The 23,427-nt window shown below is 70.2% G+C and carries 23 protein-coding genes and 1 riboswitch; of the genes, 7 read left to right on the forward strand and 16 right to left on the reverse strand.

The window, feature by feature from the left end; translation table 11 throughout:
- Positions 1-37: 37 nt before the first annotated feature.
- On the reverse strand, positions 38-532 hold the full coding sequence (locus G528_RS16860; protein WP_035719381.1) for a Rho termination factor N-terminal domain-containing protein: 495 nt from the start codon (positions 530-532) through the stop codon (positions 38-40).
- A gap of 194 nt (positions 533-726) precedes the next feature.
- Complete coding sequence (locus tag G528_RS0108210; protein ID WP_051198545.1) at positions 727-1,740, reverse strand: SIS domain-containing protein; 1,014 nt, start codon at positions 1,738-1,740, stop codon at positions 727-729.
- 387 nt (positions 1,741-2,127) lie between these two features.
- Here G528_RS0108210 and G528_RS16865 point away from each other — a divergent pair, with 387 nt between their 5' ends.
- The 3 genes from G528_RS16865 (at position 2,128) to G528_RS0108225 (ending at position 4,823) form a co-directional block, all read left to right on the forward strand.
- Positions 2,128-3,516, forward strand: coding sequence for a DUF6777 domain-containing protein (locus G528_RS16865; RefSeq protein ID WP_051198504.1), 1,389 nt, complete (start codon positions 2,128-2,130; stop codon positions 3,514-3,516).
- A gap of 149 nt (positions 3,517-3,665) precedes the next feature.
- Positions 3,666-4,253, forward strand: a complete 588-nt coding sequence (locus G528_RS0108220; RefSeq protein WP_026918555.1) for a DUF2812 domain-containing protein — start codon at positions 3,666-3,668, stop codon at positions 4,251-4,253.
- Positions 4,254-4,340: 87 nt separating this feature from the next.
- A complete protein-coding gene (locus G528_RS0108225) occupies positions 4,341-4,823 on the forward strand; it encodes a TY-Chap domain-containing protein (RefSeq protein ID WP_026918556.1) in 483 nt (160 codons plus the stop codon).
- A gap of 43 nt (positions 4,824-4,866) precedes the next feature.
- Here the strand turns inward: G528_RS0108225 and G528_RS0108230 are convergent, their stop codons facing one another.
- Positions 4,867-8,646: a WD40 repeat domain-containing protein gene (locus G528_RS0108230; RefSeq protein ID WP_026918557.1), complete on the reverse strand. Its 3,780-nt coding sequence runs from the start codon at positions 8,644-8,646 to the stop codon at positions 4,867-4,869.
- Between the two features lie 224 nt (positions 8,647-8,870).
- On the opposite strand from G528_RS0108230, the gene G528_RS0108235 reads away from it, so the two are divergent.
- Together G528_RS0108235 and gdhA are read left to right on the forward strand one after the other, a co-directional pair.
- Entirely contained in the window at positions 8,871-9,548 is a 678-nt protein-coding gene (locus tag G528_RS0108235) for an MspA family porin (RefSeq protein ID WP_026918558.1), read from the forward strand.
- A 292-nt stretch (positions 9,549-9,840) separates the two neighbouring features.
- Positions 9,841-11,184: an NADP-specific glutamate dehydrogenase gene (gene gdhA / locus G528_RS0108240; RefSeq protein ID WP_026918559.1), complete on the forward strand. Its 1,344-nt coding sequence runs from the start codon at positions 9,841-9,843 to the stop codon at positions 11,182-11,184.
- Between the two features lie 96 nt (positions 11,185-11,280).
- Here the strand turns inward: gdhA and G528_RS18875 are convergent, their stop codons facing one another.
- The 5 genes from G528_RS18875 to G528_RS0108260 form a co-directional block, all read right to left on the reverse strand.
- The gene (locus G528_RS18875) at positions 11,281-11,481 is read right to left on the reverse strand and encodes a helix-turn-helix domain-containing protein (RefSeq protein WP_084638111.1); all 201 of its coding nucleotides are present in this window, start codon (positions 11,479-11,481) and stop codon (positions 11,281-11,283) included.
- Between the two features lie 224 nt (positions 11,482-11,705).
- Positions 11,706-12,167, reverse strand: a complete 462-nt coding sequence (locus G528_RS0108245) for a type II toxin-antitoxin system Phd/YefM family antitoxin (protein WP_026918560.1) — start codon at positions 12,165-12,167, stop codon at positions 11,706-11,708.
- A 203-nt stretch (positions 12,168-12,370) separates the two neighbouring features.
- Positions 12,371-13,081 (reverse strand): hypothetical protein, encoded by a 711-nt coding sequence (locus G528_RS0108250; RefSeq protein WP_156890393.1) that lies wholly within the window; start codon positions 13,079-13,081, stop codon positions 12,371-12,373.
- Positions 13,082-13,113: 32 nt separating this feature from the next.
- A complete protein-coding gene (locus G528_RS16870; protein ID WP_051198506.1) occupies positions 13,114-13,818 on the reverse strand; it encodes a hypothetical protein in 705 nt (234 codons plus the stop codon).
- A 37-nt stretch (positions 13,819-13,855) separates the two neighbouring features.
- A complete protein-coding gene (locus G528_RS0108260) occupies positions 13,856-14,572 on the reverse strand; it encodes a hypothetical protein (RefSeq protein ID WP_026918562.1) in 717 nt (238 codons plus the stop codon).
- A 237-nt stretch (positions 14,573-14,809) separates the two neighbouring features.
- Between G528_RS0108260 and G528_RS0108265 the strand changes: the two genes are divergently transcribed.
- Complete coding sequence (locus G528_RS0108265) at positions 14,810-15,250, forward strand: hypothetical protein (protein WP_026918563.1); 441 nt, start codon at positions 14,810-14,812, stop codon at positions 15,248-15,250.
- A gap of 93 nt (positions 15,251-15,343) precedes the next feature.
- Here the strand turns inward: G528_RS0108265 and G528_RS0108270 are convergent, their stop codons facing one another.
- From G528_RS0108270 to G528_RS16875, 6 genes are all read right to left on the reverse strand, one after another.
- Entirely contained in the window at positions 15,344-16,075 is a 732-nt protein-coding gene (locus G528_RS0108270) for a hypothetical protein (protein WP_026918564.1), read from the reverse strand.
- A gap of 94 nt (positions 16,076-16,169) precedes the next feature.
- Positions 16,170-16,904 (reverse strand): (2Fe-2S) ferredoxin domain-containing protein, encoded by a 735-nt coding sequence (locus tag G528_RS0108275; protein ID WP_026918565.1) that lies wholly within the window; start codon positions 16,902-16,904, stop codon positions 16,170-16,172.
- A complete protein-coding gene (locus G528_RS0108280) occupies positions 16,897-17,703 on the reverse strand; it encodes an ABC transporter ATP-binding protein (protein WP_035719384.1) in 807 nt (268 codons plus the stop codon). Before G528_RS0108280 ends, G528_RS0108275 begins: the two co-directional genes overlap by 8 nt.
- Positions 17,700-18,743 (reverse strand): FecCD family ABC transporter permease, encoded by a 1,044-nt coding sequence (locus tag G528_RS0108285; RefSeq protein ID WP_035719387.1) that lies wholly within the window; start codon positions 18,741-18,743, stop codon positions 17,700-17,702. The genes G528_RS0108280 and G528_RS0108285 overlap by 4 nt, the downstream gene beginning before the upstream one ends.
- 7 nt (positions 18,744-18,750) lie before the next feature.
- Entirely contained in the window at positions 18,751-19,713 is a 963-nt protein-coding gene (locus G528_RS0108290) for an ABC transporter substrate-binding protein (RefSeq protein ID WP_026918568.1), read from the reverse strand.
- Between the two features lie 29 nt (positions 19,714-19,742).
- Positions 19,743-19,926: riboswitch (cobalamin riboswitch) on the reverse strand.
- Between the two features lie 28 nt (positions 19,927-19,954).
- On the reverse strand, positions 19,955-20,389 hold the full coding sequence (locus G528_RS16875; RefSeq protein WP_051198510.1) for a MarR family winged helix-turn-helix transcriptional regulator: 435 nt from the start codon (positions 20,387-20,389) through the stop codon (positions 19,955-19,957).
- A 121-nt stretch (positions 20,390-20,510) separates the two neighbouring features.
- On the opposite strand from G528_RS16875, the gene G528_RS0108300 reads away from it, so the two are divergent.
- A complete protein-coding gene (locus G528_RS0108300) occupies positions 20,511-21,605 on the forward strand; it encodes a substrate-binding domain-containing protein (RefSeq protein WP_026918569.1) in 1,095 nt (364 codons plus the stop codon).
- A gap of 16 nt (positions 21,606-21,621) precedes the next feature.
- Here G528_RS0108300 and G528_RS0108305 read toward each other — a convergent pair whose 3' ends face one another.
- Both G528_RS0108305 and G528_RS0108310 read right to left on the reverse strand, forming a co-directional pair.
- On the reverse strand, positions 21,622-22,824 hold the full coding sequence (locus G528_RS0108305; protein WP_026918570.1) for an ArsB/NhaD family transporter: 1,203 nt from the start codon (positions 22,822-22,824) through the stop codon (positions 21,622-21,624).
- Positions 22,821-23,420, reverse strand: a complete 600-nt coding sequence (locus G528_RS0108310) for an AmiS/UreI family transporter (RefSeq protein ID WP_026918571.1) — start codon at positions 23,418-23,420, stop codon at positions 22,821-22,823. Before G528_RS0108310 ends, G528_RS0108305 begins: the two co-directional genes overlap by 4 nt.
- Between the last annotated feature and the right edge of the window lie 7 nt (positions 23,421-23,427).

Raw genomic sequence — 23,427 nt, forward strand, 5'->3', positions numbered from 1 at the left:
TCGGCCCGGACTGTTCTGCCGACTCGAGACGGTCCTGTCAGCTCAGAGCTGCGATGAGTTCGGCCTTCTTCATCGACGAGTAGCCGCTGACGCCGGCGGCCTTCGCCTGAGCACGCAGCTCGGCGACGGTCTTCGACGACAGACCCGACGCGGGGGCCTTCTTCGCGGGGGCCGGCTTCGCGGCCGGAGCCTTCTTCGCGGGGGCCGGCTTCGCGGCCGGAGCCTTCTTCGCGGCAGCGGGCTTGGCGGCCGGAGCCTTCTTCGCAGCGGCGGGCTTCGCGGCAGCGGGCTTCGCGGCAGCGGGCTTCGCGGCAGCGGGCTTCGCGGCGGCGGGCTTGGCAGCAGCAGGCTTCGCGGCAGCGGGCTTGGCGGCAGCAGGCTTGGCAGCAGCGGCAGGCTTGGCCGACGACTCCGAGTCCTTCTTCGCCAACGGCGAGCGGTCCAGCATCATGTCGCGCAGCGAGACGATCTCGGACGACAGGCGACGAACCTCACCCTCGAGGCGCTTGATCAGGGTCTTCTTGCCACTCATGACTGGTGATCCTCCCAAAATCGTGGCTTCGGCCGGTGTGTCCGACCTGTTCCATGTGTGACCCTACTGTGCGCAAACACTCGGAAGCGACTCCCAGCAGCAGTGATGCCCCGCGCGTGTCGCGCAGGCGGGCGCGCGAGAGCCGGTCCGCCACCGGTTCGACGACCCGTCGTCACCGGATGTCGAACGCCCGCTCAGAGAGTCTCGGTGACCTTCCGCAAACCGCGCGGCGTGTCGGGATCCTCACCGCGATCGAGTGCGAGCTGCAGCGCCAGACGCTGCAGCGGAACGATCTCCAACAGCGGCGAGAGCTCCTCGGACGCGCCCTCCGGCAGCGCGACGCCACCGGCCAGCCCGGTGAGCCGCTCGGGGTCGCCGACCCCGACGACGTCGGCACCACGCTCGGCCAGACTGCGCAGCACCGGAGCCATCACCTCACCCCCGCGGCCGGCGGGCAGCACCGCCAACACCGGGACCTGGGCGTCGATGGTCGCGAGCGGACCGTGCATCAAATCGGCCGCCGAGAACCCCTGCGCGGTGACGTATGACGTCTCCATCAACTTGAGCGCGGCCTCCCGAGCCGTGGCATAGGAGTACCCGCGACCCGTCGCGATGAGCCGCTGCGCGAATCGATACCGCTGCGCCAACTCCCCCGGCGCACTGTCGCCGAGGACTCGGTCCCCGAGGTCGGGCAGCACGTCGGCCGCCGCGGAGTCCGTCCCCTCCCACGCGGCGACCAGCAGGTAGAGGGCGAGCATCTCGGCCGTGTACGTCTTGGTGGCCGCCACCGACCGTTCCGGGCCGGCATGCACGTCCACCTGGAACTCCGCCGCCGCGGCCAGGGGCGAGGTCGGGTCATTGGTCACGGCGACCGTCAGGGCGCCGGCCCGACGAGCGGCGTCGAGCGTGGCCACCAGATCCGGCGACCCGCCCGACTGCGAGACGCCGATGCACAGCACATCGGTCCCGGACGGGACGCCGTCATACACCGTGACCGTCGACGGCGACGCCAGGCCGCACGGCAGGCCCAATCGGATCTCGACGAGGTACTTCGCGTACAGGGCGGCATGGCCGCTGGTCCCCCGCGCGACGAACTGGACGAAACGGGGACGTCGCGCGGCGACGGCCGCCCCGACCTCCGCGACGGAGCTCCGCTCGGCCAGGAGCGCGCGCCACGCTCGGGGCTGGTCGGCGATCTCCGCCGCCATCAGGCGTCCTCGGGCACTGGTCTGGTCGCTCACCCCCGCAGCTTATCGACGGAGCCCGGCGCACCGCCGCAGGACCCGGCGGCCCAGCGCGACGTCGCCGCGTCACAGCGGCCGCCGCGCGTCCCCCGCGCTGGTGACACGCGCCGTCGGCGTCGTCCTCCGGTCGGGTGAATAACGCTCTGGGATGTGACATCTCACGTGGTCGCACACGATTCTCGAGATGAGTCCATCAGCCGAGATCCATCCACGCGGGTGTCCGCATGGTGCCGCGCCCCGGCATGACGAGGAGAGACGATGTCCTTTCAGCCGCCGACCGGTCCCATGATGCCCGGCCCGTCCCCGTTCGGTTCGAATCCCCACGGTTCGAATCCCCATGGGGCCGCCGCGATGACCGTTCGCCGCAACCGGCGCCGGATCACGTGGCTGTTGGCCGCGATCATCGCGATCCTCGCTGTGATCGTGGGGCTCGGCGCCGTGGCGCTGTACTCGAAGAAGACCGGTGAGCAGCTGCTGCCGTCGCTGACGCTTCGGTCGGCGGCCGAGGTGGGACCCGACCCGTTCACCCCGTCGGTGGCGCTGGCCGTCGAGAGCACACCGGCCGCCGGCGGTCAGTCGGCCGCATTCGAAGGCGCCCGCATGGTGAACGGCTCCCTGCCGGGTCTCTACGCGGCCGGAGCGACGGCGTCCTGCAACGCGGGCGCCCTGCGCGACTACCTCGAGCGGGACCCCGGTGCGGGCGACGCCTGGGCGAGTGTCTTCGGCATTCGCCGCATCGACATCCCGTGGTATCTCAACACCCTGTACCCGGTGGTCCTCACCCGGGACACCTGGGTCACCAACCACACCTACCGCAGCGGCACCGCCTACCCGCTGCAGAGCGTCCTGCAGACCGGGACACCCGTCTTCGTCGACGCCGCCGGCGTTCCCCGCGTGGTCTGCTCGTGCGGAAACCCGCTCCTACCGCCGTCGTCGGCTCCGGCCGGCGGCTACCGCATCGTCGGCACGCCGTGGAACGGTTTCGCTGCGCCTCGAACGACGCGCGTCGCGACGGGCGGCGTCCACGTCACCACCGTCGGAAGCACCGTCACGGTCGTGAACCGGCCGGCGCCGACCGACCCCGCACCGCCGGCCCCGATCCAGGTGGTCGACCTGGCCTCCGGTGCGCTCCGCGAGGCGCTCGCGAGCGGGCTGGTTCTTCCGCCGCCGCCCGAAGGACTCACCCTGCCCGATCCGATGCTGGCCAACCGCACGCCGGCCCGGGCCGATCTGGGTGACGATCCCGAGGCTCCGGCCGACCCCTCCGGCACGGACCGTCCGGACGTCTCCCCGACCGATCGGCCCGACGTCCCCGGTGACCCGTCCGCCCCGTCGAGCCCGTCGTCCTCCGAGCCGCCCGCCCCCGCGCGGACCGAGTTCACCGGGACCGGTGACATCATCGACACCCTCGAGTTCCGGATCGATGACACGACCGTGACCTGCACCGTCCCCGATGCCGATGACTCGGCGACCGTGGCGTTGACCTGTTCGGACGAGGTGGACCGCGAGGTCGCCGTCGCCGACCTGGGGACGTCGGCGGTGGAGTCCGACACCGCGGACGGAGTCTGGAGCCTGACCCCGATCGGCGGGACCGCGATCGCCGTGACGGCCGCGACGTGGCGCACCCGCACCGTCCCGGAGAGCACCCCCGAGACGAGTCCCCCGACCGAGCCCGAGTCGAGCGAGCCGGTCGAGAGCACTCCCGAGTCCCCGGTCGAATCGCCGACGGAGACGTCGTAGCGGCCCGGCGGCCGTCACTGACGTGATGTCACTCACCTGCGTCGAGAGACATTTGGTGAGTTCAGTCTCATAATCCTTGCCGGGCGCCCGACCGCGCGGGAACACTGGAGTCAAAAGGTTCCGCAAGCAGCTCGGTTCGGAGGTTTCCCATGAGCTCGACCACGTGGTTCGCACCGCTTCGCCACCCGTCCCCCGCCGCCCTCGAGCAGTGGCTCGAGAAGCAGGCCGCCGACGGCCGGGTGCTGACCGACTTCGGTCCGGCCAGCACGGTGCGCATGCGCTTCACCGAATCGGCTCCGGCACAGGTCCGCTACACCGTGGAGCGGCGCGCGATGCCCGCGCCGATCGACTACTTCCGCTTCCGGGAGGAGAACGGCTGGGAGCACCTCGGCCACGCCGCCGACGTGCACATCTGGTCGCAGCACTACACCGATGAGCGCCCCGCCGGCTTCATCGGCGAGGACCTCGACCGCCGCGCCGGTCTGGTGAGCATCGGACTCGGCCTGGTCGCCGCGTTCGCCCTCGTCGTCGCGGTGGCGCTGGGCCTGGTCGCCGGCCTGCTCACCTTCGACTCGGCCTCGCCGTCGGACATCTGGGCGCCCGCCGTCGCCATCGGCGTCGTCGGTGCGATCGCGGCGATCGCCGCCATCGCCGTCGCGGTGTCTCGCCGGTCGGCGGCCCTGCGCCGCGACCGGACCGAGGTCCGGCATGAGGCCGACCAGCCGGCGAGGGTCTGACGCCGCACGGATTCCGGCCCGATCCGGATCTCCCCGAATCGTCGGTGGTCGCTGTTACCGTGAGGCCAGCGAGGCAGGGAGGTCCCGATGGTCCAGACAACCGACGCCTTCTCCGAGGCCGCATTCGACGACGCCGTCGACCGCAGCTGGTTCCGCTTCCGCTGTGAACTCGGTGATCGACTCGATCAGATGCGCCCGGACCGGCCGATGGTCGTGCTGTCGCTGTGGACCGAGATCTTCGGGCCGCAGCCGAGCATCACCTTCACGCACACCGGCCACCACCGGCTGCGACTGACCGTCGAAGACCGCGACCTGTACCCGTTCCCACCGGAGAGCATCGCGCGGCGCGGGCTGCTCGAAGCGGCCGGATGGCGAGGACTGCGCGACCAGACGTCCATCATCGAATTCCCCCGCCGGTCGGTCGACGCCGCCGCGATGGCCGCCCAGCGCGCCCTGCGCGACGTCTGGGGTGTGCCGGGTCCGGCGTTTCTGGTGTCCAACGAGGCCGACCTGCTGCGGCTGTTCGTCAGCGAGAAGGCGCCGCGGCGCGAACCCCGCCTGCGTCCCTGACGGCCGAGACCATCACCGGGCGCGCCCCGACGTCCTCGGCTTCTCAGCATCCATCCGTGCCGGACATGCTGCCCAGGTACCGGTCACGCTGATCGTCGGTGAGTTCGTCGGTCGACGCGCAGATCCAGCGCCGTCCGGCCTCCCGATCGGTCGGCTGCAGGTACAGGACGCCCGACCCGTCACCGGTCACCGGATAGTCGTCGTTCGCCCCCGTGTTCGTCGGGATCACCCACATCGACGCCGTCGAACGGGAGCCGCCGAGCAGCGGCGACACGGTGGGGCCCGCGATCAGTGATCCGTCGTCCCCGAGCTCGAACTCCGCGACCTCGCGAGTCCCGGTGACCACGTACAACCGATCCCCGGATCGGCCCAGCGCCTCCGCATGCTGATTCGGCAGGTCCGCCACCTTCTCCGGTTCACCGCCGGTCTCGACGTCCCACACCGACAGTCCCCCCGCGGCCACCACCAGGTGATCGCCGTCGTCAGCGAAGAGCGCCGACCGCACCGCGTCACCGGCCGTGACGACAGACGACGGTCGTCCCGACCCCGCGGTCTGGTACAGGTACGCCTTCCCGTCGTCGGACGTCACCACCAGCCGCCGACCGTTCGGCGAGAACGCGGTGCTCCGGATGAGGTCGCCGGGCCCGGAGAAGACGGGCCCCATCCGAGCCGGCGCCGCCGGATCGCTCAGATCCCACAGTCCGACGGTTCGATCATCGACACCCGCGGCCAGGGTCGACGTGCCCGGCGCGAACGCGAGCGCCGACGTGTACCGGGTGTCGACGCGGATCTCGCCCGCCCGTCTCGGCCGGTCACGATCGGAGACGTCCCACACCTCCAGCAGGCCGCCGTTGTTGTTGGCGGTGACCGCCACCCTGCCGTCCGCGGAGATCGCGACGCGGGGACGGGTGTTGGCGCGCTTCTCCAGTCCCACCGAGCCGCGCGACCGCCACGACCCGTCGTCACGGGTCCAGAGTTTGAGGCGGGCGTCGGTCCCCGTGGTCAACAGGAGGTCGCCGCGCGAGCTGAGGGCCACCCCGGTGTCGGAGGCGCCGCGATCGATGAGCGCCGTGTCCGGGAAATGCCAGATGTCGACGCCGCCGTCACCGCGACCGACGGCCAGAGTGTGACCGTCCGGGGAGAACTCGGTGGTCAGCATCCGGACGGCGCCGGGCGCCGCCGACTTCTCCAGATCCCACAGGGGCAACGGATCGCCCGGGTCGGTCACGTTCCAGACGTGCACCGATCCGTCCATCGACGCCTGCGCAAGCAGGGGCTGCGACGGTGACGCGGACAGCGACCACGACGGGCCGGTGGCACCCGGAAGCGCCCCGACGAGTCGTTGCGCCCGCGCCGGATCGGACACATCCCACATCTGCACGTCACCGCTGTCGCCGGTGACGGCCAGCGTCCGGTCGCCCGGCAGGAACGCCAGACCGTGAGCGATGCTCGGGAAGCCGCGCAGCGGCTCACCGGCCGGCCGCGGGGTGTCGGTGTCGGCATCCCGCCACAACCGGACCGTCTGATCCTCGGAGCCGGTCGCGAGCATCGTCCCGTCGACGCTGTACGCCAGCGTGCGGACAGCGCCGGTGTGTCCGCGCAGCACCGCGGTCTGTCGAGGCGGATGCACGCCGTCGACGGAGTAGACGACGGCCGTCCCGTTGTCCGAACTGGTCACCAGGTGCCGACCCGACGGACTGAAGCGGGTGAGGTAGACCGTCCCCGCACCGGGTCGGAGCACGCCGAGGAGACGCGGGGCGTCGACGTCGGCCACATTCCACACCCGGATGGTGCCGTCACCGCTCGCCGCCGCCAGCGTGGTGCCCGACGGATCGATCGTCGCGGAGGTCACGTAGTCGGCGAAACCGCCGAGGACCGCCGCCGGACGGAACGGCGGCGTCGCGCCCGACTCCGGATCGTGATGCCGGGACGCCCGCACCCACAGTCGGGCCGTCCGGTCGTTGGCCCCCGTCGCCATCACCCGGCCGTCGGCGGAGAACGTGACGTCGAAGACGCCGGCGGAGTGTCCGTCGAGCCGTTGCGCCAGCGGTGTCGTCGCCGCCGCGAGCAGTCCGCTGCGGACCCCGAGATCGTCGGGATAGTGATGCTCGGCGACGGCCAACAACCGTGCCGCGAGCGACGGATCGGACCGGACGAGGCCGTCGATGCTCGACATCAGGGCCGAGTATTCGGCGCGGTTGCGCTGCTCGGTGAGGTCGGCGGACTGGCGGGTGGCGATGACGGCCGTGATCGCCGACGCGAGACCGAGGATGACGACCAGGGCGACGGCGCCGATCCGGAGTCGGCGACGCAGCCGCGCCTGCCGTTCGGCCGCGTCGAGGAAGTCCGCGGCGCCCGCGGGCAGCAGACTCTGCCGGTACTCGCCCAGGTCGCGACGGTTCTCCATCGCCGCGGCCAGCCGAGTCCCGCTGTAGAGGTAGTCGGCGCGGCGACCGCCCTGCTCCCACGCGGTGCTGTCGGCTTCGAGCTGCTGCCGCCACTGCAGCAGATCGGCGTCCTCGGCGATCCACTCCGCCATCCGCGGCCACGACGTCATGACGGCGTCGTGGATGAACATCACGCGGGTGCCGCTCACCGTCAGCAGGCGCGCATCGGCGAAGGCGTCGACGATGCGGCGGCCGGCGACGGGGAACCGCGTGGCGATCTCCGTGGGCGCCACCGATCCGCGCATCACCGTGCGGTGCGGTCCGAACTGGACCAGTGCCAGCAGCACCGCCCGGGCCTCGGGGTGGTCGGCGACGTCCAGGTCGCGCCACGTCTCCTCGGCCGTGTCGGCGAGCGCGGAGGTGATTCCGCCCGCCGCCCGATACGACGCGACGGTGAGACGGTTGGCGGTGCGGCGAGCCCACGTGACCCGGAGCGCATGGGCCAACAGCGGCAATCGCCCGGCACGGTCGCCCACTCCGGCCGTCTGGTGCAGATCGTCGATCATCAGGTCCACCAGACCCGCGTCGATCCGGCCGCCCGCCAACCGCACCGGTTCGGTGATGACCTCGCGCAACTGGTCGTCTGTCATCTCGGCGACGATCATCGACCTGTCCTGCCACGCCGAGGCGAGCATCGGGATCTCCACGCAGGCGCCGAAGAAGTCGGCGCGGATGCCGAGCACCACCACGGTGCCCGCCGTCGACATCCGTTCCACGGCGTCGAGCACGTCGCGCCGCTGCTCCGCGTCGAGGGCGAAGACCTCCTCGAACTGGTCGATGACGACCACGGCACCCGGATCTTCGGTCGGGCTCTGCGCCACCTCCGCGGCTCGCAGCGCCAGGGGCGTGTTCCACGGGGCGGCGGCTCGGGCCAGACCGGCGCCGAGCAGTGACGACTTCCCGGCACCGGACACGCCGGTCACGATGACGACGCGGTTGTCCGACGACTGTCGGGCGCGGTCGAGGAGCCCGACCAACGTGTCGATGGTGTCACCTCGGCCGAAGTATCGGTCCCTGTCGTCGGCGCCCATCGACGCGAGGCCGGGGAAGGGGCTCGCCAGGGTTCGCGACGGTCCCGCCGACGCCGGATCGTGGTGGCGTTGCCACAGTTCCCGCCACTCGGGGAGGGAGATGAGGTCGTCGGCGCCGTTGTCGAGCGCCCGCCGGGTGAGCCACATGATCAACGGCGCGACGGTCTCATAGTCCTTGGGGACGTGCCTGCCGTTGCGCCAGTCGCTGATCCGCTGGGGCGTGTACTCCGCGAGCCCCGCCCGCGACATCTGCTCGGTGACCGTGCGCAGCTTGGGACGACCGGCTTGAACGAACAATCGCGCGAGCGCCGGACCGAACTCGCTCTCCGGCTGAGCAGGGGTCACGGCAATGAAGCTACCGGAGTCGCCGAATCGGCCGCGGTCACGTCCTCCCCGGCACCGGTCCGGCGGTTGGTTTATCCGGTCCGGAAAACCTTTTCAGGCCTTTCACCAGCAGTGTCGCCAATGTTCACGGGGATTTATTGAATCTGCAAACATCGCCTCCCTACCGTGGAAACGTCGCCGATCATCGGCGCATCTCCTCCCATCATCAACCAGTCGGGGACACCATGAAGAAGCGTTTGACCACTCTGTTCGCGGTCGCAGCCGCGGCCTTCACCACCGTGGCGCTGGTGCCGAGCACCGCAGCGGCCGCCACCCACCACACCCGCGAGGGCGTGACGATCGAGCTGAGCACCGCACAGCTCTCCGCCAAGAAGATCCCGCCGCTCGACGGTTCGCCCCTGTCCGGCGAGGCGCGTCTGTCGTCGAACGTCCACACCGCGCTGACGGGCATCGAGGGCAAGAAGGTTCGCGCCACGCTGGAGGTCGGCTACCAGGTCGGCTACCCCGTCTCGCTGGCACCCGGCGGCGTGAAGGTCACCGCCCACACCCCCGATCTGAAGCTGACCGCGGGTGTGAACGCCAAACTGAAGCCCGACGTGACGATCGACGGCACCGGCGGCGGCGGCTCGATCGGCGAGGTCGGCGGCGAGCTCGGCGCGGAGGCCACCGTCATCCCCTCCGCGGATCTGGAGTTCGAGGTCGCCGCAGGCAAGATCACGACGGTCTCGCTGGCCAAGATCGCCCTGGTGAAGCCCACCGCGGACATCGTGCTGTCGGGCGTCGAGATGAACGTCTCGAACGCCGTCGGACCGATCTCGGTCCGCCCGTTCGCCAAGATCTCGGTCACCACCGACACCGGCGTCTACGTGTACTACTCGTACGGCAAGACGACCCGCCTCTGATCGCCCTCGTTCGCAGCCGACGACGCCCACACCGTGCGTGGGCGTCGTCGGCGGTTTCTCTCCGCCGCGCGAGCACCCCCGCTGCGCGACGGGCGTGATCGACCGAAATGCCCCGTACGCTGGTGCGTCACGTACCGCCGGGGGCGTGGGCAATCCCACAAAGTAGGACGGCGGTTTCAGCGGCGGAGGGCCGCGTCGATAGAGTGATCGAGGAAATCACCCCCGTGAACCACAGTTTTTCGGTGTGCGCCGAGCTGCGCTCGCGCCCGCACACCAGTTGGGAGTACGACACATGACCGCATGGGACAGCTCGCTGCAGGGCTGCTACGACACGGTGATCCACCGCAACCCCGGCGAGCCCGAGTTCCAGCAAGCGGTTCAGGAGGTCTTCGAGTCGCTCAGCCCCGTGATGGCCAAGCATCCGGAGTACCAGGACGTGCTCACCCGCATGTGCGAGCCGGAGCGCCAGATCATCTTCCGGGTGCCGTGGACCGACGACGACGGCCAGGTGCAGATCAACCGCGGATTCCGCGTCGAGTTCAACTCGGCTCTCGGCCCCTACAAGGGCGGGCTGCGGTTCCACCCGTCGGTGAACCTGTCGATCGTCAAGTTCCTGGGCTTCGAGCAGATCTTCAAGAACGCCCTCACCGGCCTCCCGATCGGCGGCGGCAAGGGCGGCTCGGACTTCGACCCCAAGGGTCGCTCCGATCTGGAGATCATGCGGTTCTGCCAGTCGTTCATGACCGAGCTGTACCGGCACATCGGTGAGTACACCGACGTGCCGGCCGGCGACATCGGTGTCGGCGGCCGCGAGATCGGCTACCTGTTCGGCCAGTACAAGCGGATCACCAACCGCTACGAGTCGGGTGTTCTCACCGGCAAGGGCCTGTCGTGGGGCGGCTCCCAGGTGCGGCCGGAGGCCACCGGCTACGGCGCGGTGTTCTTCGTCGACGAGATGCTCAAGTCGAAGGGCGAGTCGTTCGACGGCAAGAAGGTTCTCGTCTCCGGGTCGGGCAATGTCGCCACCTACGCGATCGAGAAGATCCACGAACTCGGCGGCACCGTGATCGCCTGCTCGGACTCGACCGGTTACGTGGTCGACGAGAAGGGCATCGACCTCGATCTGCTCAAGGAGGTCAAGCAGGTGCGCCGCGGTCGTCTCAGCGAGTACGTCGAGCTCCGCGGCAACGGCACCAAGCTGGTCACCGAGGGCAGCCTGTGGAACTTCCCGGCCGACATCGCCCTGCCGTGTGCGACGCAGAACGAGCTCGATGAGGACGACGCGACCGCTCTGGTCCGCAACGGATGCCAGATCGTCGCCGAGGGCGCCAACATGCCGACCACCCCGGAGGCCATCAAGGTGCTCCAGTCGGCCGGCGTCCGCTTCGCGCCCGGCAAGGCCGCCAACGCCGGCGGCGTGGCCACGAGTGCGCTGGAGATGCAGCAGAACGCCTCGCGTGACTCCTGGAGCTTCCAGTACGCCGAGGACCGGCTGAGCAGCATCATGCGGACTCTGCACCACAACTGCCTCACCACGGCCGATGAGTACGACGAGCCGGGGAACTACATCCTCGGCGCGAACGTCGCCGGCTTCGTCAAGGTGGCCGACGCGATGAACGCGCTCGGCGTCATCTAGTGTCGCGTGCACAACACGATCGCGTTCTCCGGTGGCGCCACAGACAGGCCGACGACATCGGTGCGGCGTGAGTAACGAAATGGTGACAATTTCGGTTTAGGCCGTCAGCCACACCCGGTTCGGCGCGTCAGCGCGGAACACGCGCTGCACGTGATCATCGACCACCGGCGGGCCAGGGCGGTTGCCTTCCTCGGCGTCGGCTTGGCGGAGCCAGTTCTGCAACGTCGCTTCGCTGATACCGAAGTCCGTGGCGATCTGCTCGATCGTGAAGCCGCTCTCACGACGTCGCGCCGACAGCTATTTGGTCTCGTTCGGATGGTTGGTGTGCACCTGCTCCAGGAACACCGTTGGAGTCTCTCGAGTCGGCGTGCGGGTGAGGAAATCCCAGGTGTCGGCAAGTGGGCCGCGAATCGTCGCCGCGAGGTCCCTCCATCCCTTCTTGGCGCCAGCCGATGCGAATCTGATCGCGTACTCAGACTTCTTCGTTGGCCGAGGGACAGTCTCGTCTTGCCTGCCCACGACTACGGGCGCTCGACCGCGGCAGCATCGTCGTCATCGAGCCATTCGACATCAGCCTGGCCGAGGCCGGCGGCGAGCGAGGTCGCCGTCTCGCGCCAAGACGTCAACTCTGCGAGCACGCGATGTGGCTGGTCGGTGAAGAATGAGGCACGCGCGGCGTCGACGAGGTCCTGCGCGCAGGTCTCCCGATCTTTCACCGACAGCGCGAGCATCCACGGGAACGCGTTCGCCATCCGGTCGGCGAGGGGTCCGTTGTCGTCGACTGCCACGCCAATCAGCTGTGCTGCAAACTCCAGCATGCGGTTTCGACTCTCGACGTGACGCCGGGACATCAGCACCAGATCCTCGCCGTCGCGCCGAGTCACGGTCACCGGGTGATCCTCCGCCTCAGCGAACACCTCGGCGGAGTGCTTACTCAGGTCCGAGGAGCGACGCGTGGTGGTGCGGAATGGTGTGGTGGTCATACGCCAATCGTATTCGGAACGTGTTCGGAAGTCCATGGTGACGTCCGACGCCGAGGGCCTGGATCGGCACTTTCGCGTTCCCGTCGCCGCAGAACCGTCGCTGCTGCAGAGGGATCCTGCAGCCCTGGGCCGGTCGAGGCCGCTCCGTGGTGCTGGTCCTGGGCGATCTGGTGACACCGACCTCGGGCTTTCACCGCGCCCGCCTACCCGGTCTGCTTCTCGACCTTCTCCATCGCCGCGGCGAACGCGTCGTCGAAGGTGCTCGGCTCGAGGTGGCCGCCGACCGAGTCCGACACCTGCATGCTCACGGTGTACCCGTTGATCAGGGCGTACCCGGTGAGGGAGGTTCTCGTCACCCGCCGCCCCCGCACCGATGCGGAGGTGGTCTGCTCGATCACGAGCGCATCGCGGCCGTCGGTGACCGGCGAGTCGACCACCGACGACGTGACCTCGCTCCTCGTTCCGGCACCGGGGCCCTCGGTGAGCTCCACGGTCATCGTGGCGCACTCGCCGCTGACCCGCGTGCGCAGGACGTCGAGATCCTGGTCCTGCACCGTCACGGTCTCCGCGAGCGTCGCGGTCTGCGCCGTCGCGATCCGCAGACCGATCGACGAGAAGTCGATGTCGGACGGGATGGCGCTCACCTGCATGCACGAGGACGGGCTGATCTTCGCCGATCTCCTGCCGTCCAGGATGGCTCCGGTGGTCTCCCGCAGGTCGTCGGCCGTGATCTCCATGACCTCGTACCCGGCGGGCAGTTCGTCCGCCGACAGCACCAGGGAGTGCACGCGTGCGGGATCGGCGGGCCCGGCGCCGGGCGCCTTCCGGGCGGTCCCGGCCGTCGTCGTGCAGCCGACGGTGCTCGTCAGCGCCGCGAGCGAGACGGCGATCGCGGCGGCCCTGCGCATTCTCATCGCGTCGCCCTTCGGATCGAGCCCGGACCGCGTTACGCGGTCTGCTCCTCGACCTTCTCGATCGCCTCGGCGAACAGCTCGTCGAAGGTGTCGCGGTCGGGCTCGTCACCGGCGGTGTTCAACGCCTGCACGATCACGGCGTAGCCGTTGACCGGCGCGTAGCCGACGACCGTCGTCGTCGTGACCGCCGGGCCAGGCGTCGAGATCTCGCTGTCCTGACGCACCACGAGCGCATCACGACCCCGAGTCACCGGTGAGTCGATCACCGACGACACGGTGGTCCCGGTCGATCCCGCGGCCGCACCCTCGGTGATTCTCACGGTCATCGTCGCGCACTCGCCGTCAACCCTCTTCCGGAGTGCGTCCAGGTCGAGGTCGGCCACGGTCACGGTCTCGGAGATCGACGCGCGTCGCTTCGTGGCCATCCGCATCCCGATGTCGGTGACATCGTCCTCGGGCAGGGCACGGACCTGCATGCACGACGCCGGGCTGATCGTCGTGGTCGTCGTCCCCGCACGCAGACCGTCGACGATCGCCTTCCGCTCGTCGTCGGACATCTCGGTCACGTCATAGTCGGCCGGGAAGTCATCGGCCGACAGCACGAGGGACTGCACGCGGGCGGGATCGGCCGCCCCCGGCGCGGCGGCCTCGTGCGCGGTCCCGCGCTCGGCGGAACAGCCTGCGGTGACCGCCAGCGTCGCGATCCCCACCGCGACCGCGGACCTGCGCGTTCTCATCGTCGCCTCACCCTCTTCGGATCGAGCCCGGACCGCGTTACGCGGTCTGCTTCTCGACCTTCTCGATCGCCTTGGTGAAGAGCTCGTCGAAGGCGCTGACGTCGGGGTTGCCGCCCGAGGAGTTCGCAGCCTGAACGGTGACGGTGTAACCGTCGACCACGGCGTATCCCACCACGGTCTTCGTCTCGACGCGCTGTCCCTGCACCGACATCTCGGTGTTCTGCTGGACGACGATCGCATCGCGTCCCTCGGTGGCGGGCGAGTCGACGACCGACGAGGTGACCTTCCCCTTGGCGCCGGCGGCGGGACCCTCGGTGATCTCCACGGTCATCTGCTTGCACTCGCCTTCGACCTGCTTGCGGACGGTCGCCAGCTGCTGGTCTTCGGCGACCACGGTCTCGGTGAGGACGGCGAGCTGCTTGCTCGCCATGCGCATACCGACCTTGGAGATGTCGATGTCATCCGGAATGGCGCTCATCTGCATGCACGACGCCGGCGTCACCTTCGCCGACTTCGTTCCGGTCAGCACGCTGTCGGCGATCTCCTGCATCTTGTCGGCGGGGATCTCCATCACCTCGTAGCCGGACGGGAAGTCGGCGGCGTCGAGTACCAGCGAATCCACGCGCGACGGATCGGCGGACGTACCGGCCGCCCCCTCCTTCTGCGCGTGACCGTCTTCCTGCGAGCAACCGACGGTGATCGTCAGTGCCGCCATCGCCGCGGCAGCCGCGACCGTCTTCTTGATGATGCCCATGCGCTCTGTGCGCTCCCTTCGCGAACCGGTCGAGTCAACACTCGAATGCGTCCATAGTGAACGATCCCCGGTGATCACGATCATTCGGGTGCCGCATCGTGTCCGCGCACCCCGCCGAAGAAAACCTTGGCACGGCGGCTAAACACCCTGATCACGATTCGTTTCGGGTCATTCGATCCGTCCGTCGAATGTGCGAAGATCCGTCATACGACCAATCGACCATCAAGGGGGAATCTCATGGCATCGACGACCGGCACACAGGTCTCTCAGAGAACCGGGGGCAGCCGAACGAGAGGAATCGCCGCACGGGGGATCGCGGCACGGGGAATCGGGGCAGCCGCCGGACTCGCACTCACGGCGGGCATCGCGGCGGCGACGGTCGGCGCCGGCCCGGCCGACGCGAAGGTGTACCGCTACACCGATCACGGCTTGACGTTGACGCACTCGCAGAGCGTGTTCGTCGCCCACAACGGCCTCGGCAACGCGATCGCCGCGTTCCCCGCGATCCCGAACTTCATCTACAACCCGATGTGGGGTCGGACCATCCAGCGGTACGCCGATGAGGCCGCTCGCGACGGCGGCTGCATCAGCTTCGGCATCTCGACGCCCGACGACGGTCGCGGCATCGGCGTCATGAACTACGTCACGAAGTACCCGGCCAGGAAGTGCGCGCGCTGAGCCGAACGCTGATCAGGGCGACATCCTGATCCGGGCGGCACCCTGACACAGACGGGCGTCCATCCCACCGGGAGGGGCGTCCGTCTGTCGTCGTCACGCGCGAGCGGCGACCTCGGAGATCGCCGCCGCGAGCACCGCCGCGAAGGCGTCCTCATCGACGTCGGCGGCGCCCGCCTCACCGTCGAGGGGCGACATCTCGACGGTCACGGCGTACCCCTTGACCACCGCGCGGCCGCTCAGCACGGTCCGCTCCCCGGTGCGGGCACCGTTCTCGGTGCGCGTGACCCGCTTGACGGCGAGGACGGCGGCCGCCTCACCGCGCGGCACGTCGAGCACCGTCGTCGTCATCGAGACCCGGGAATCCTTGATGGGGCCCGCCGCGACCTTCACCGTCACCGTCTCGCACCGCGGGTCGGTGACGATCGCCCGCGCGGCGTCCAGGTCACCGCCGTCGGCGGTGTCGGCGGCCACCTCCACCGATTCGCTGACGGCCAATCCGTGACCGGTCGCGACCATCAGGCCGGCGTCGGCGGTGTCGGCCTTCTCGGGCACCGAGCCGTCGAGACGGCACCGCTCCGGGTCCACCTCGACGCCCTTCGTCGAATCGACCATCTGGTCGAGGATCTGCTGCATCTGATCCTTGCCCAGCGTCGCGACCGCGTACCCGGAGGGCAGCGCCCCGTCGTCGAGCACCAGATCGACCGCGGCGCGGCCGCTCGGGCCCTCACCCGCCGGCTCGGAACCGTCGCCGCATCCGGCGAGGACCGCCGTGGTCGCGGCCGCGGCCGCGAGCACACTCGTCAATCGAACGACTCGGCTCGCCATGAGTCTCCTTCGTCGGGATCGTCGGCCGTCGGCGCGTCGGCGGCACCTGGTGGACTCCGGTGATGAATGTACGTGGTCGCGCCCGCCGTCCGCCTCAACGCGGCGTTCGCCGACCCAGCCAGCGGGTTACCGGTTCCCCGTCGCGTAGATGATGTCGCACCATCTCGGGCACCCGGTCGGCGTCGAGACCGGCGTACCAGACGTCATCGGGGTACACGGCGACCACGGGCGCCTGAACGCACGGGAACATGCAGCCCGTGTGCGTGACGAGGACGTCGTCGTCACCCAGCTCCTCACGGATCAGCTCGCGCTTGAGCGCCTCCGCGGTCTCGCCGGAGCCGCGGGCCGCACACCGCGGCCCGCGACAGATCAGCACGTGTCGGGTGAAGCCGGGCACCGACTCCCACGCCGGCGACACCAGCGGTGCCGTGGTCGACCGGGCCGGCACTCCGCCCTCGGCGACGGCCCGATCGACGAGGTCTGCGTACGCCTCGGTGTCGCACAGCGACGGACCGATGACGACCTCCGGGTCGTCGACGTCGGCGGGGCGGCCCCGGAGCCAGTGCCCGATGACGCGCCGGAACCAGGCGTCCATCGAGCGGTCGGCGACCGTCTGCCCGCTGAGCACCATCACCCGGCGCGCACCGGAGTCCGCCGCTTCGTCGAGTGCGTCGGTGATGGTGGGCGCGCCGCCGCCGAGGACGGCGACGCGAACCCGGACGTCGCGGCGCCGCTTCTCGAGCGCGGCGACGGCGGCCGACAGTTCGGCGGCCGGGTCGGCTCCGCGGTTGGTCGGCGCGGTGAGGATCACCCAGTCGATGTCACTCATCGGCACACCCCCTCTCGGTCGGGTCGGCCCGGTCGGCGACGCCGCACAGCACCACGAGGGGCCCGCCGGTGGCCGGGTGGACGTCCACCTGTGCCCGCACGCCGTACACCTCGGCGAGGAGGTCGACGGTCAGCACCTGCGTCGGCGGTCCCGCGGCGCGGACCGCGCCGCGGTCGAGGACCACGAGGTGGTCGCAGTACATCGCCGCCAACTGCAGGTCGTGGATCGCGGCGACCACCGTCAGCCCGAGCCCCCGGGTGAGGTCGAGCAACTGCAGACCGGCCGAGACGTCGAGATGGTTGGTCGGCTCGTCGAGCACCAGGACTTCCGGCCGCTGTGCCAGAGCGCGAGCCACCTGCGCCTTCTGCCGCTCCCCGCCCGAGAGCGTATGCCACGGGCGATGTCGCAGCCCGGTGAGGCGCAGGGCGTCGAGCGCCCGCTCCACGTCGTCCGACGGTTCGCCGAGCGGCCGCCCCCAGCCCGTCGAATGCGGGATGGTGCCCAACTCCACGATCTGTTCGACGGTCAGGTCCAGCACGGTCTCCGAATGCTGCTCCACTTCGGCCACGGTGCGGGCGAATCGGCGGCGCGGAATGCCGCGGACGTCGTGCCCGTCGAGCAGCACAGAGCCGCGGTCGGGGCGCTGCCAGCGCGTGATCATCGACAGCAGGGTCGACTTCCCGGACCCGTTCGGGCCGATGATCCCCGTGAACGCTCCCGCGGGCGCCGTGCACGAGATGTCACGGAGGATGTGGTTCGTCTCGCGGGCGAAGTCCACCCCGCGCACCTCGACGGTCATCGCACGCCGCTCCGGGTCCGCAGGAGCCAGACGAATGCGGGCACGCCGAGCGCGGCGGTCACCAGACTCAGCGGCAGCTCCCGCCCCGTCACCAGACTGCGGCCGACGACGTCCGACCACATGACGATGAGCGCGCCGACGAGGATCGAGATCGGCAGCATCCGCGCGTGCAGCGGCCCCACCAGGAAGCGGGCGACGTGCGGCACCACCAGGCCGACGAATCCGACGATCCCCGACACCGCCACCAGCACCGCGGTGCACAGGGACACCAGCGTGTAGAGGATCCACCGGGTGCGGACGACGTGGGTGCCGAGGCTGGCTGCGGCGCGCTCACCGAACGCGAAGGCGTCCAGGCTCCGGGAATACAGCAGCACCGCACCCACCACCGCCACCGTGATCACACCGGTGAGGGCGAGGCTGTTCCAGCGGATCCCGGCCACCGAGCCCAGCGACCAGTTCAGCACGAGATCGGCCGTGCCGTGCGGCCCGAAGTACACCAGCGCCGAGGTGGCGGCGGCGGCGAGCTGCCCGACGGCCACACCGCCGAGGATGAGTCGGTTCGGCATCAGGACCCCGCCGCGGGTCACGGCGATCGCGAACACCAGCAGCAGCGCACCGAGTGCGCCGACGAACGCCGCGAGCGACACCACCGAGCTCCCGGCGATCGCACCCATCCCGAGGCCCGTGCTCAACACGAGCACCGCGCCGAGCGAGGCGCCGCCCGACATCCCGAGGATGTACGGGTCGGCGAGCGGATTCCCGGTGAGCGACTGCAGCACCGCACCGCACACGGCCAGGCCGGCGCCGATCACCGCGGCACCGACCACGCGCGGCAGGCGCAGGTCGACGACGATGTGCTCGTCGAGGACGTCGACGCCGCCGACCAGGCCGAGGCGGCTGCCGACCGCTCGGGCGACGGTCCCCAGCGACAGCTCGGCCGAGCCGATGACCACGCCGAGCATCACGCTGATCACCAGGAGGCCGGTGAGTCCGACGATCCACACGATCAGCGTCGGCGTGCCGCGCACGCGTGCGAGCACGACGCCGCTACTTCGCGAGCGCGTCGGAGAGTCTGACCGCGCCGTCGATCATCCGCGCCCCGGGGGTGCTCTCCGAGAACGGGATCACGACGAACGCGCCGTTCTTGACTGCCGTCAGGTCCTTGAGCGCCGGGTCGGACTCGATGTACTTCCGCTTGACGTCGGCCGAGTGCGCCGAGGCGTCGATCAGGACGATGACATCGGGGTCGGCTTTCAGGACGTCCTCCCACCCGGTGGTCGCCCAGTTCCCGTCGAGATGCCCGAAGGCGTTGGTCGCGCCGACGGCGTCCATGACGAGTTGCGGTCCGCCCGACCGGCCGCCGACCGACGGACTGTCGGTCTTGGCGTCCCACCACATGATGCTCTTCCCGGCACCCGCGTTCTTCGTCTTCAGGTCGGCGAGCGTGCGGCGCATGGCGTCGTTGACGTCCGCGGCCTGCTTCTCGAGCCCGAACAGCACGCCGTAGTCGCTGGTCTCCTGCGCCACCGAATCCCACGACGTCGCGGCGCGGTCGGCCTTCTCCTCGCAGCCGAACGGCGAGACGTAGGTGGCGATCCCGAGGTCGGCGAGTTCTTGGCGAGTCCCGAGCTCCTTGTCGTCGAATGCCGAGGAGTACGACGCCGCGACGAGGTCGGGACGCCGCTCGAGGACGACCTCCCGGTCGGGGTACTTCGGCGAGAGCACCTCGATCTTCGAGTAGGCGTCGGCCCAGCGCGGCGCGATCTCATCGTCGAGGTAGGCGGTCGCCGTCAACCGGCCCTGCGCACCGATCGCGAGCGCCGACTCGGTGGCCCCCTGGTTCACGGTGATCGCGGCCGACGCGGGCGCCGAGAGGGTGACGGTCCGGCCGCAGTTCTCGAGCCGAACGGCGGCGTCGGAGTCGTCGGCGGCGTCCTGGCCGCCGCACGCCGACAGGGTCAGTAATGTCGCGGCGCCGGCAAGGGCTGTCCACTTCTTCAGGGTACGCACGGGCGACCCCCTTTCCAGATACTCGTGGAATCTCGGGGTACGTCGACGGCCGGTCTCCTGGCTCAGCAGGGCTCCCGACGATCGTGCCTTCCCGGGCATGACGCCCAGTGGCCGGAGGCTCTCCCTCCCGACGACCGTCGGACCTGCTCACAGTGGCGAGTCCGCGCCGGAATCTCACCGGACTTCCCGAACACCGTGACGTATCAGCGATGAGTGTATCCGGCCGGGTGGGCGCGGGGCGTCAGACGGTGACGAACCGGCGCAGGGCGCGCGCGGTGGTGCCGCGGTCGGCGCCGAGCCGCTCGGCGACGAGCTCTTCGAGGCGGGCGACCTGCGCGGCCATCTGATCGTGCAGATCGCGGCCGGCGTCGCTGATGCGCACCTCCACCCGGCGACGGTCGGCGACACCCGGGGTCCGGTACACGAGCGATCGACTGACGAGACGGTCGACGGCGCGGGTCAACGACGAGCCGGAGGCCACCGTCTGACTCGACACCTCCGACATCGATCGTCCCTCGCCGTCACGGAGCACCCCGAGGATCAGCCAGTCGTCGACCGCCAGATCGAACTGGTCGCCGATGGACGCCAGCATCGACGACGCGGCGTCGGCAGCGCGGATCAGGTCGACGACCAGGCCGGTGGTCGTCCCCGACGCCGGCAACACCGCATCGGTCATCGCGCTCCCCTGTCCATTGATTCGGCCCGATTCTCCCCATACGCTACAGAGTGAGACAGCGGGAGTGAAATGTGACGCGTTGAGCCCCGGATGTGACCCATACCCTCGTCGAGGAGCTGTGATGTCGCAGGTATCGCGCGCTGCCGCATCGGGGTTTCGGATCGGGATGGTCATCCCCCTGCAGGGTCCCGGCGGGATCTTCGGCCCCTCGTGCATCGCGGTCTGTCAGATGGTGGAGCAGGAGCTCAACGCCGTCGACGGCGTCGCCGGTCGACCGGTCGAGATCGTGTACGTCGACGGCGGCCGACGGCCCGCCGAGGTGGCCGCCGAGGTCGCGGCCCTCGTCGACGATGGCCGCCTCGACGCCGTGACCGGCTGGCACATCTCATCGGTCCGGCGGCGACTCGCACCCGTCCTCGCCGGACGGATCCCCTACGTCTACACCTCCCTGTTCGAAGGCGGCGAACACGCACCGGGGGTGTACTGCAGCGGCGAGACGCCCGAACAGCAGGTGTTCCCCGCGATGAGCTGGCTGCGCCGCAACCTCGGCATCCGGCGGTGGCACGTGGTCGGCGCGCGATACATGTGGCCGGTGCTGTCGATGGAGAAGACCATCCGATCGGCGTCGACGCTCGACATCGAGATCGTCGGCAGCACCTTCGTCGAGATGGGTGAGGGCACCGATCCGCGGCTGCCCTTCGACGTGGCGCACAGCGGCTGCGACGCCGTCCTCATGCTCCTCGTGGGGCAGGACGCCGTCGCGTTCAACCGATCGTTCGCCGCCGCCGGTCTGCAGACGCGGATCACCCGCTACAGCCCCCTGATGGACGAGAACATGCTGCTCGCCAGCGGCGCGGACGCCACCGAGAACCTGTACTGCTCGGCGTCGTATTTCAGCAGTCTGACCAGCGCCGACGCACTCGACTTCCTGGGCCGGTACGTGGCCGCCGCCGGGGTCGCGGCGCCGGCCCTCAACAACATGGCGCAGTCGTGCTATCAGGGCGTCCACACCCTGGTCGAACTGGTGCGGCGAGCCCGCGGAGCGCATTCGCGCGATCCGGACTCCCTCGACCCGTCCGCCTTCGACGCGGCCATCGACGGGCTGGTTCTCGAGGGGCCGCGCGGCACGGTCCGCTACCACGGGAATCAGGCGGTGCAGCGGGTCAACATCGCCCGCGCCGACGTCTTCGACTTCGACGTCATCGAGACGCTGTAGGCCGATCGCCACCGGGTCAGAGGGTGAGCACGGGCACCACGACCACGACGGGAGCGAGGAGCGCGCCGAGAACCACGAACCGCCGCCACGTCACGGTGACGCCGGCGCGACGCAGCTGGTCGTGCCACAGCAGGGTCGCCAGTGACGCCCACGGCGTGATGATCGGTCCGGCGTTGACCCCCACCAGCAGTGCGGCGGTCGCGCCGTGTCCGGATCCCACATCGAGGGCGAGGAACGCCGGGATGTTGTTGACGACGTTCGCCAGCGCGGCGCCGACCACGCTGATGGCGATCAGCCCGCCCCCGTCGCCCTCGTTCCGCTCGACCCAGGCTCCGATCCAGTCGTCGGCACCCGCCGCGTGAATGACGGCGGCGAGCGCCGACAGCGTCGTGACCAGCGCGAGCGCCGTCCACGGGATCTGGCGGAGCAGACCGGTCGTGCGACGACGGACCGACAGGCCCCGAGTCCGCCACGCCCCCCGGGCGGTCAGGACGGCCGCCGCCGTCGTGGCCGACAGCCAGTACGGCACCGGAGAGACGAGAGCCGGGAGCAGGATGCCGAGGACGACGAGACTCACGGTCGGTCGGTGCCCGCCGTCGGGTTCGGGCGCCCCGCCCGGTTCCCGCACCCAGCCGGGATCGAGCGGACCCGGTCCCGTCGCCGGTCGACGTCTCGACCACAGCGTGACCACGGCCGCGGCCGCCACCGCGAGCAGCAGCGCCACCAGCGCGGGCCGCCACATCACGGCCACGTAGTCGGCCGTCCCGCGGAACGATCCGCCCGCCACGGCCATGAGGTTGGTCAGGTTCGACACCGGCAACAGCAGCGAACCCACGTTGGCGATCCAGACGACGGCCAGACCGAGCGCCACCGCGTCGGCGCCCGAACGGCGGGCCAGGGCCACCGCCAGCGGAGTCACCATGATGGCCGTCGTGTCGAGTGACAGAAACACCGTCGACACCACCGCGAGGGCGACCACTCCGGTCCACGTGGCGAGCACACCCGGCCGATTGCGGGCCAGACGCCCCGCGATCGCGTCGAACGCCCCGTCCGCCGCGGCCAGGTTGACCGTCACCGACATCGCGGCGACGAACAGGAGTACCGGCCAGAGTCGCTGAGCGAGCGCGAGCGCCTCGTCCGCGGACTGCGCCGCGAGCAGACTTCCCGCGACGATCGCAGCCGCCGCGGGAAGTCGGGTTCTCGTGCCGGCAGCCCTCACGCGGGCTGCGGGACCAGTCGTGGGCGCATCACTGCGGCACCGTAGCCCACCAGGCCCAGAAGCTGGACGGCGACGACGGCGACGATCGGGACGTCGTCCCACGCGCCGTCGACCATCAGGAGTCCCGGAACCGTCGCCGTGGTGACGGAGTGGATCACCGCGACGACTCCCGCTCCCGTGCCGAACCGTTCACCGCCGCCGACGGCCGCGAGGAAGAACGCCGCGAACAGGACGATCCACGACACCCACAGCCACGCGATCCTCGCATCGCCCGCCGCGAAGTGGACGCCGGCGAGCACCGCGGCGATCACCGCGGCCCACCCGCAGTACCAGCCGACCCCGGAACCCTCGGCGTCGAGCAGGGTGGAGACGCCCACGACGAGATAGGTGATTCCGAACAGGGCGAACCCGAGTGCCCCGAACACCGTCAGCCGATCCGCGCCGGCCGGGATCGCCGCGAGCAGCGCGGTCGCCACCAGCAGCGCCCCGACCAGCAGGTTGATCGGGATCGCGGCCCTCGCCGACATCGCCCCCAAGAACACCAGCCCGTTGCTCAGGAGGACGGCACCGACGAAGACCAGCGCGAGACTCGACATCGGGACC

It is taken from the genome of Gordonia shandongensis DSM 45094, from assembly GCF_000423025.1.
GTDB classification, from domain to species: Bacteria; Actinomycetota; Actinomycetes; order Mycobacteriales; family Mycobacteriaceae; genus Gordonia; species Gordonia shandongensis.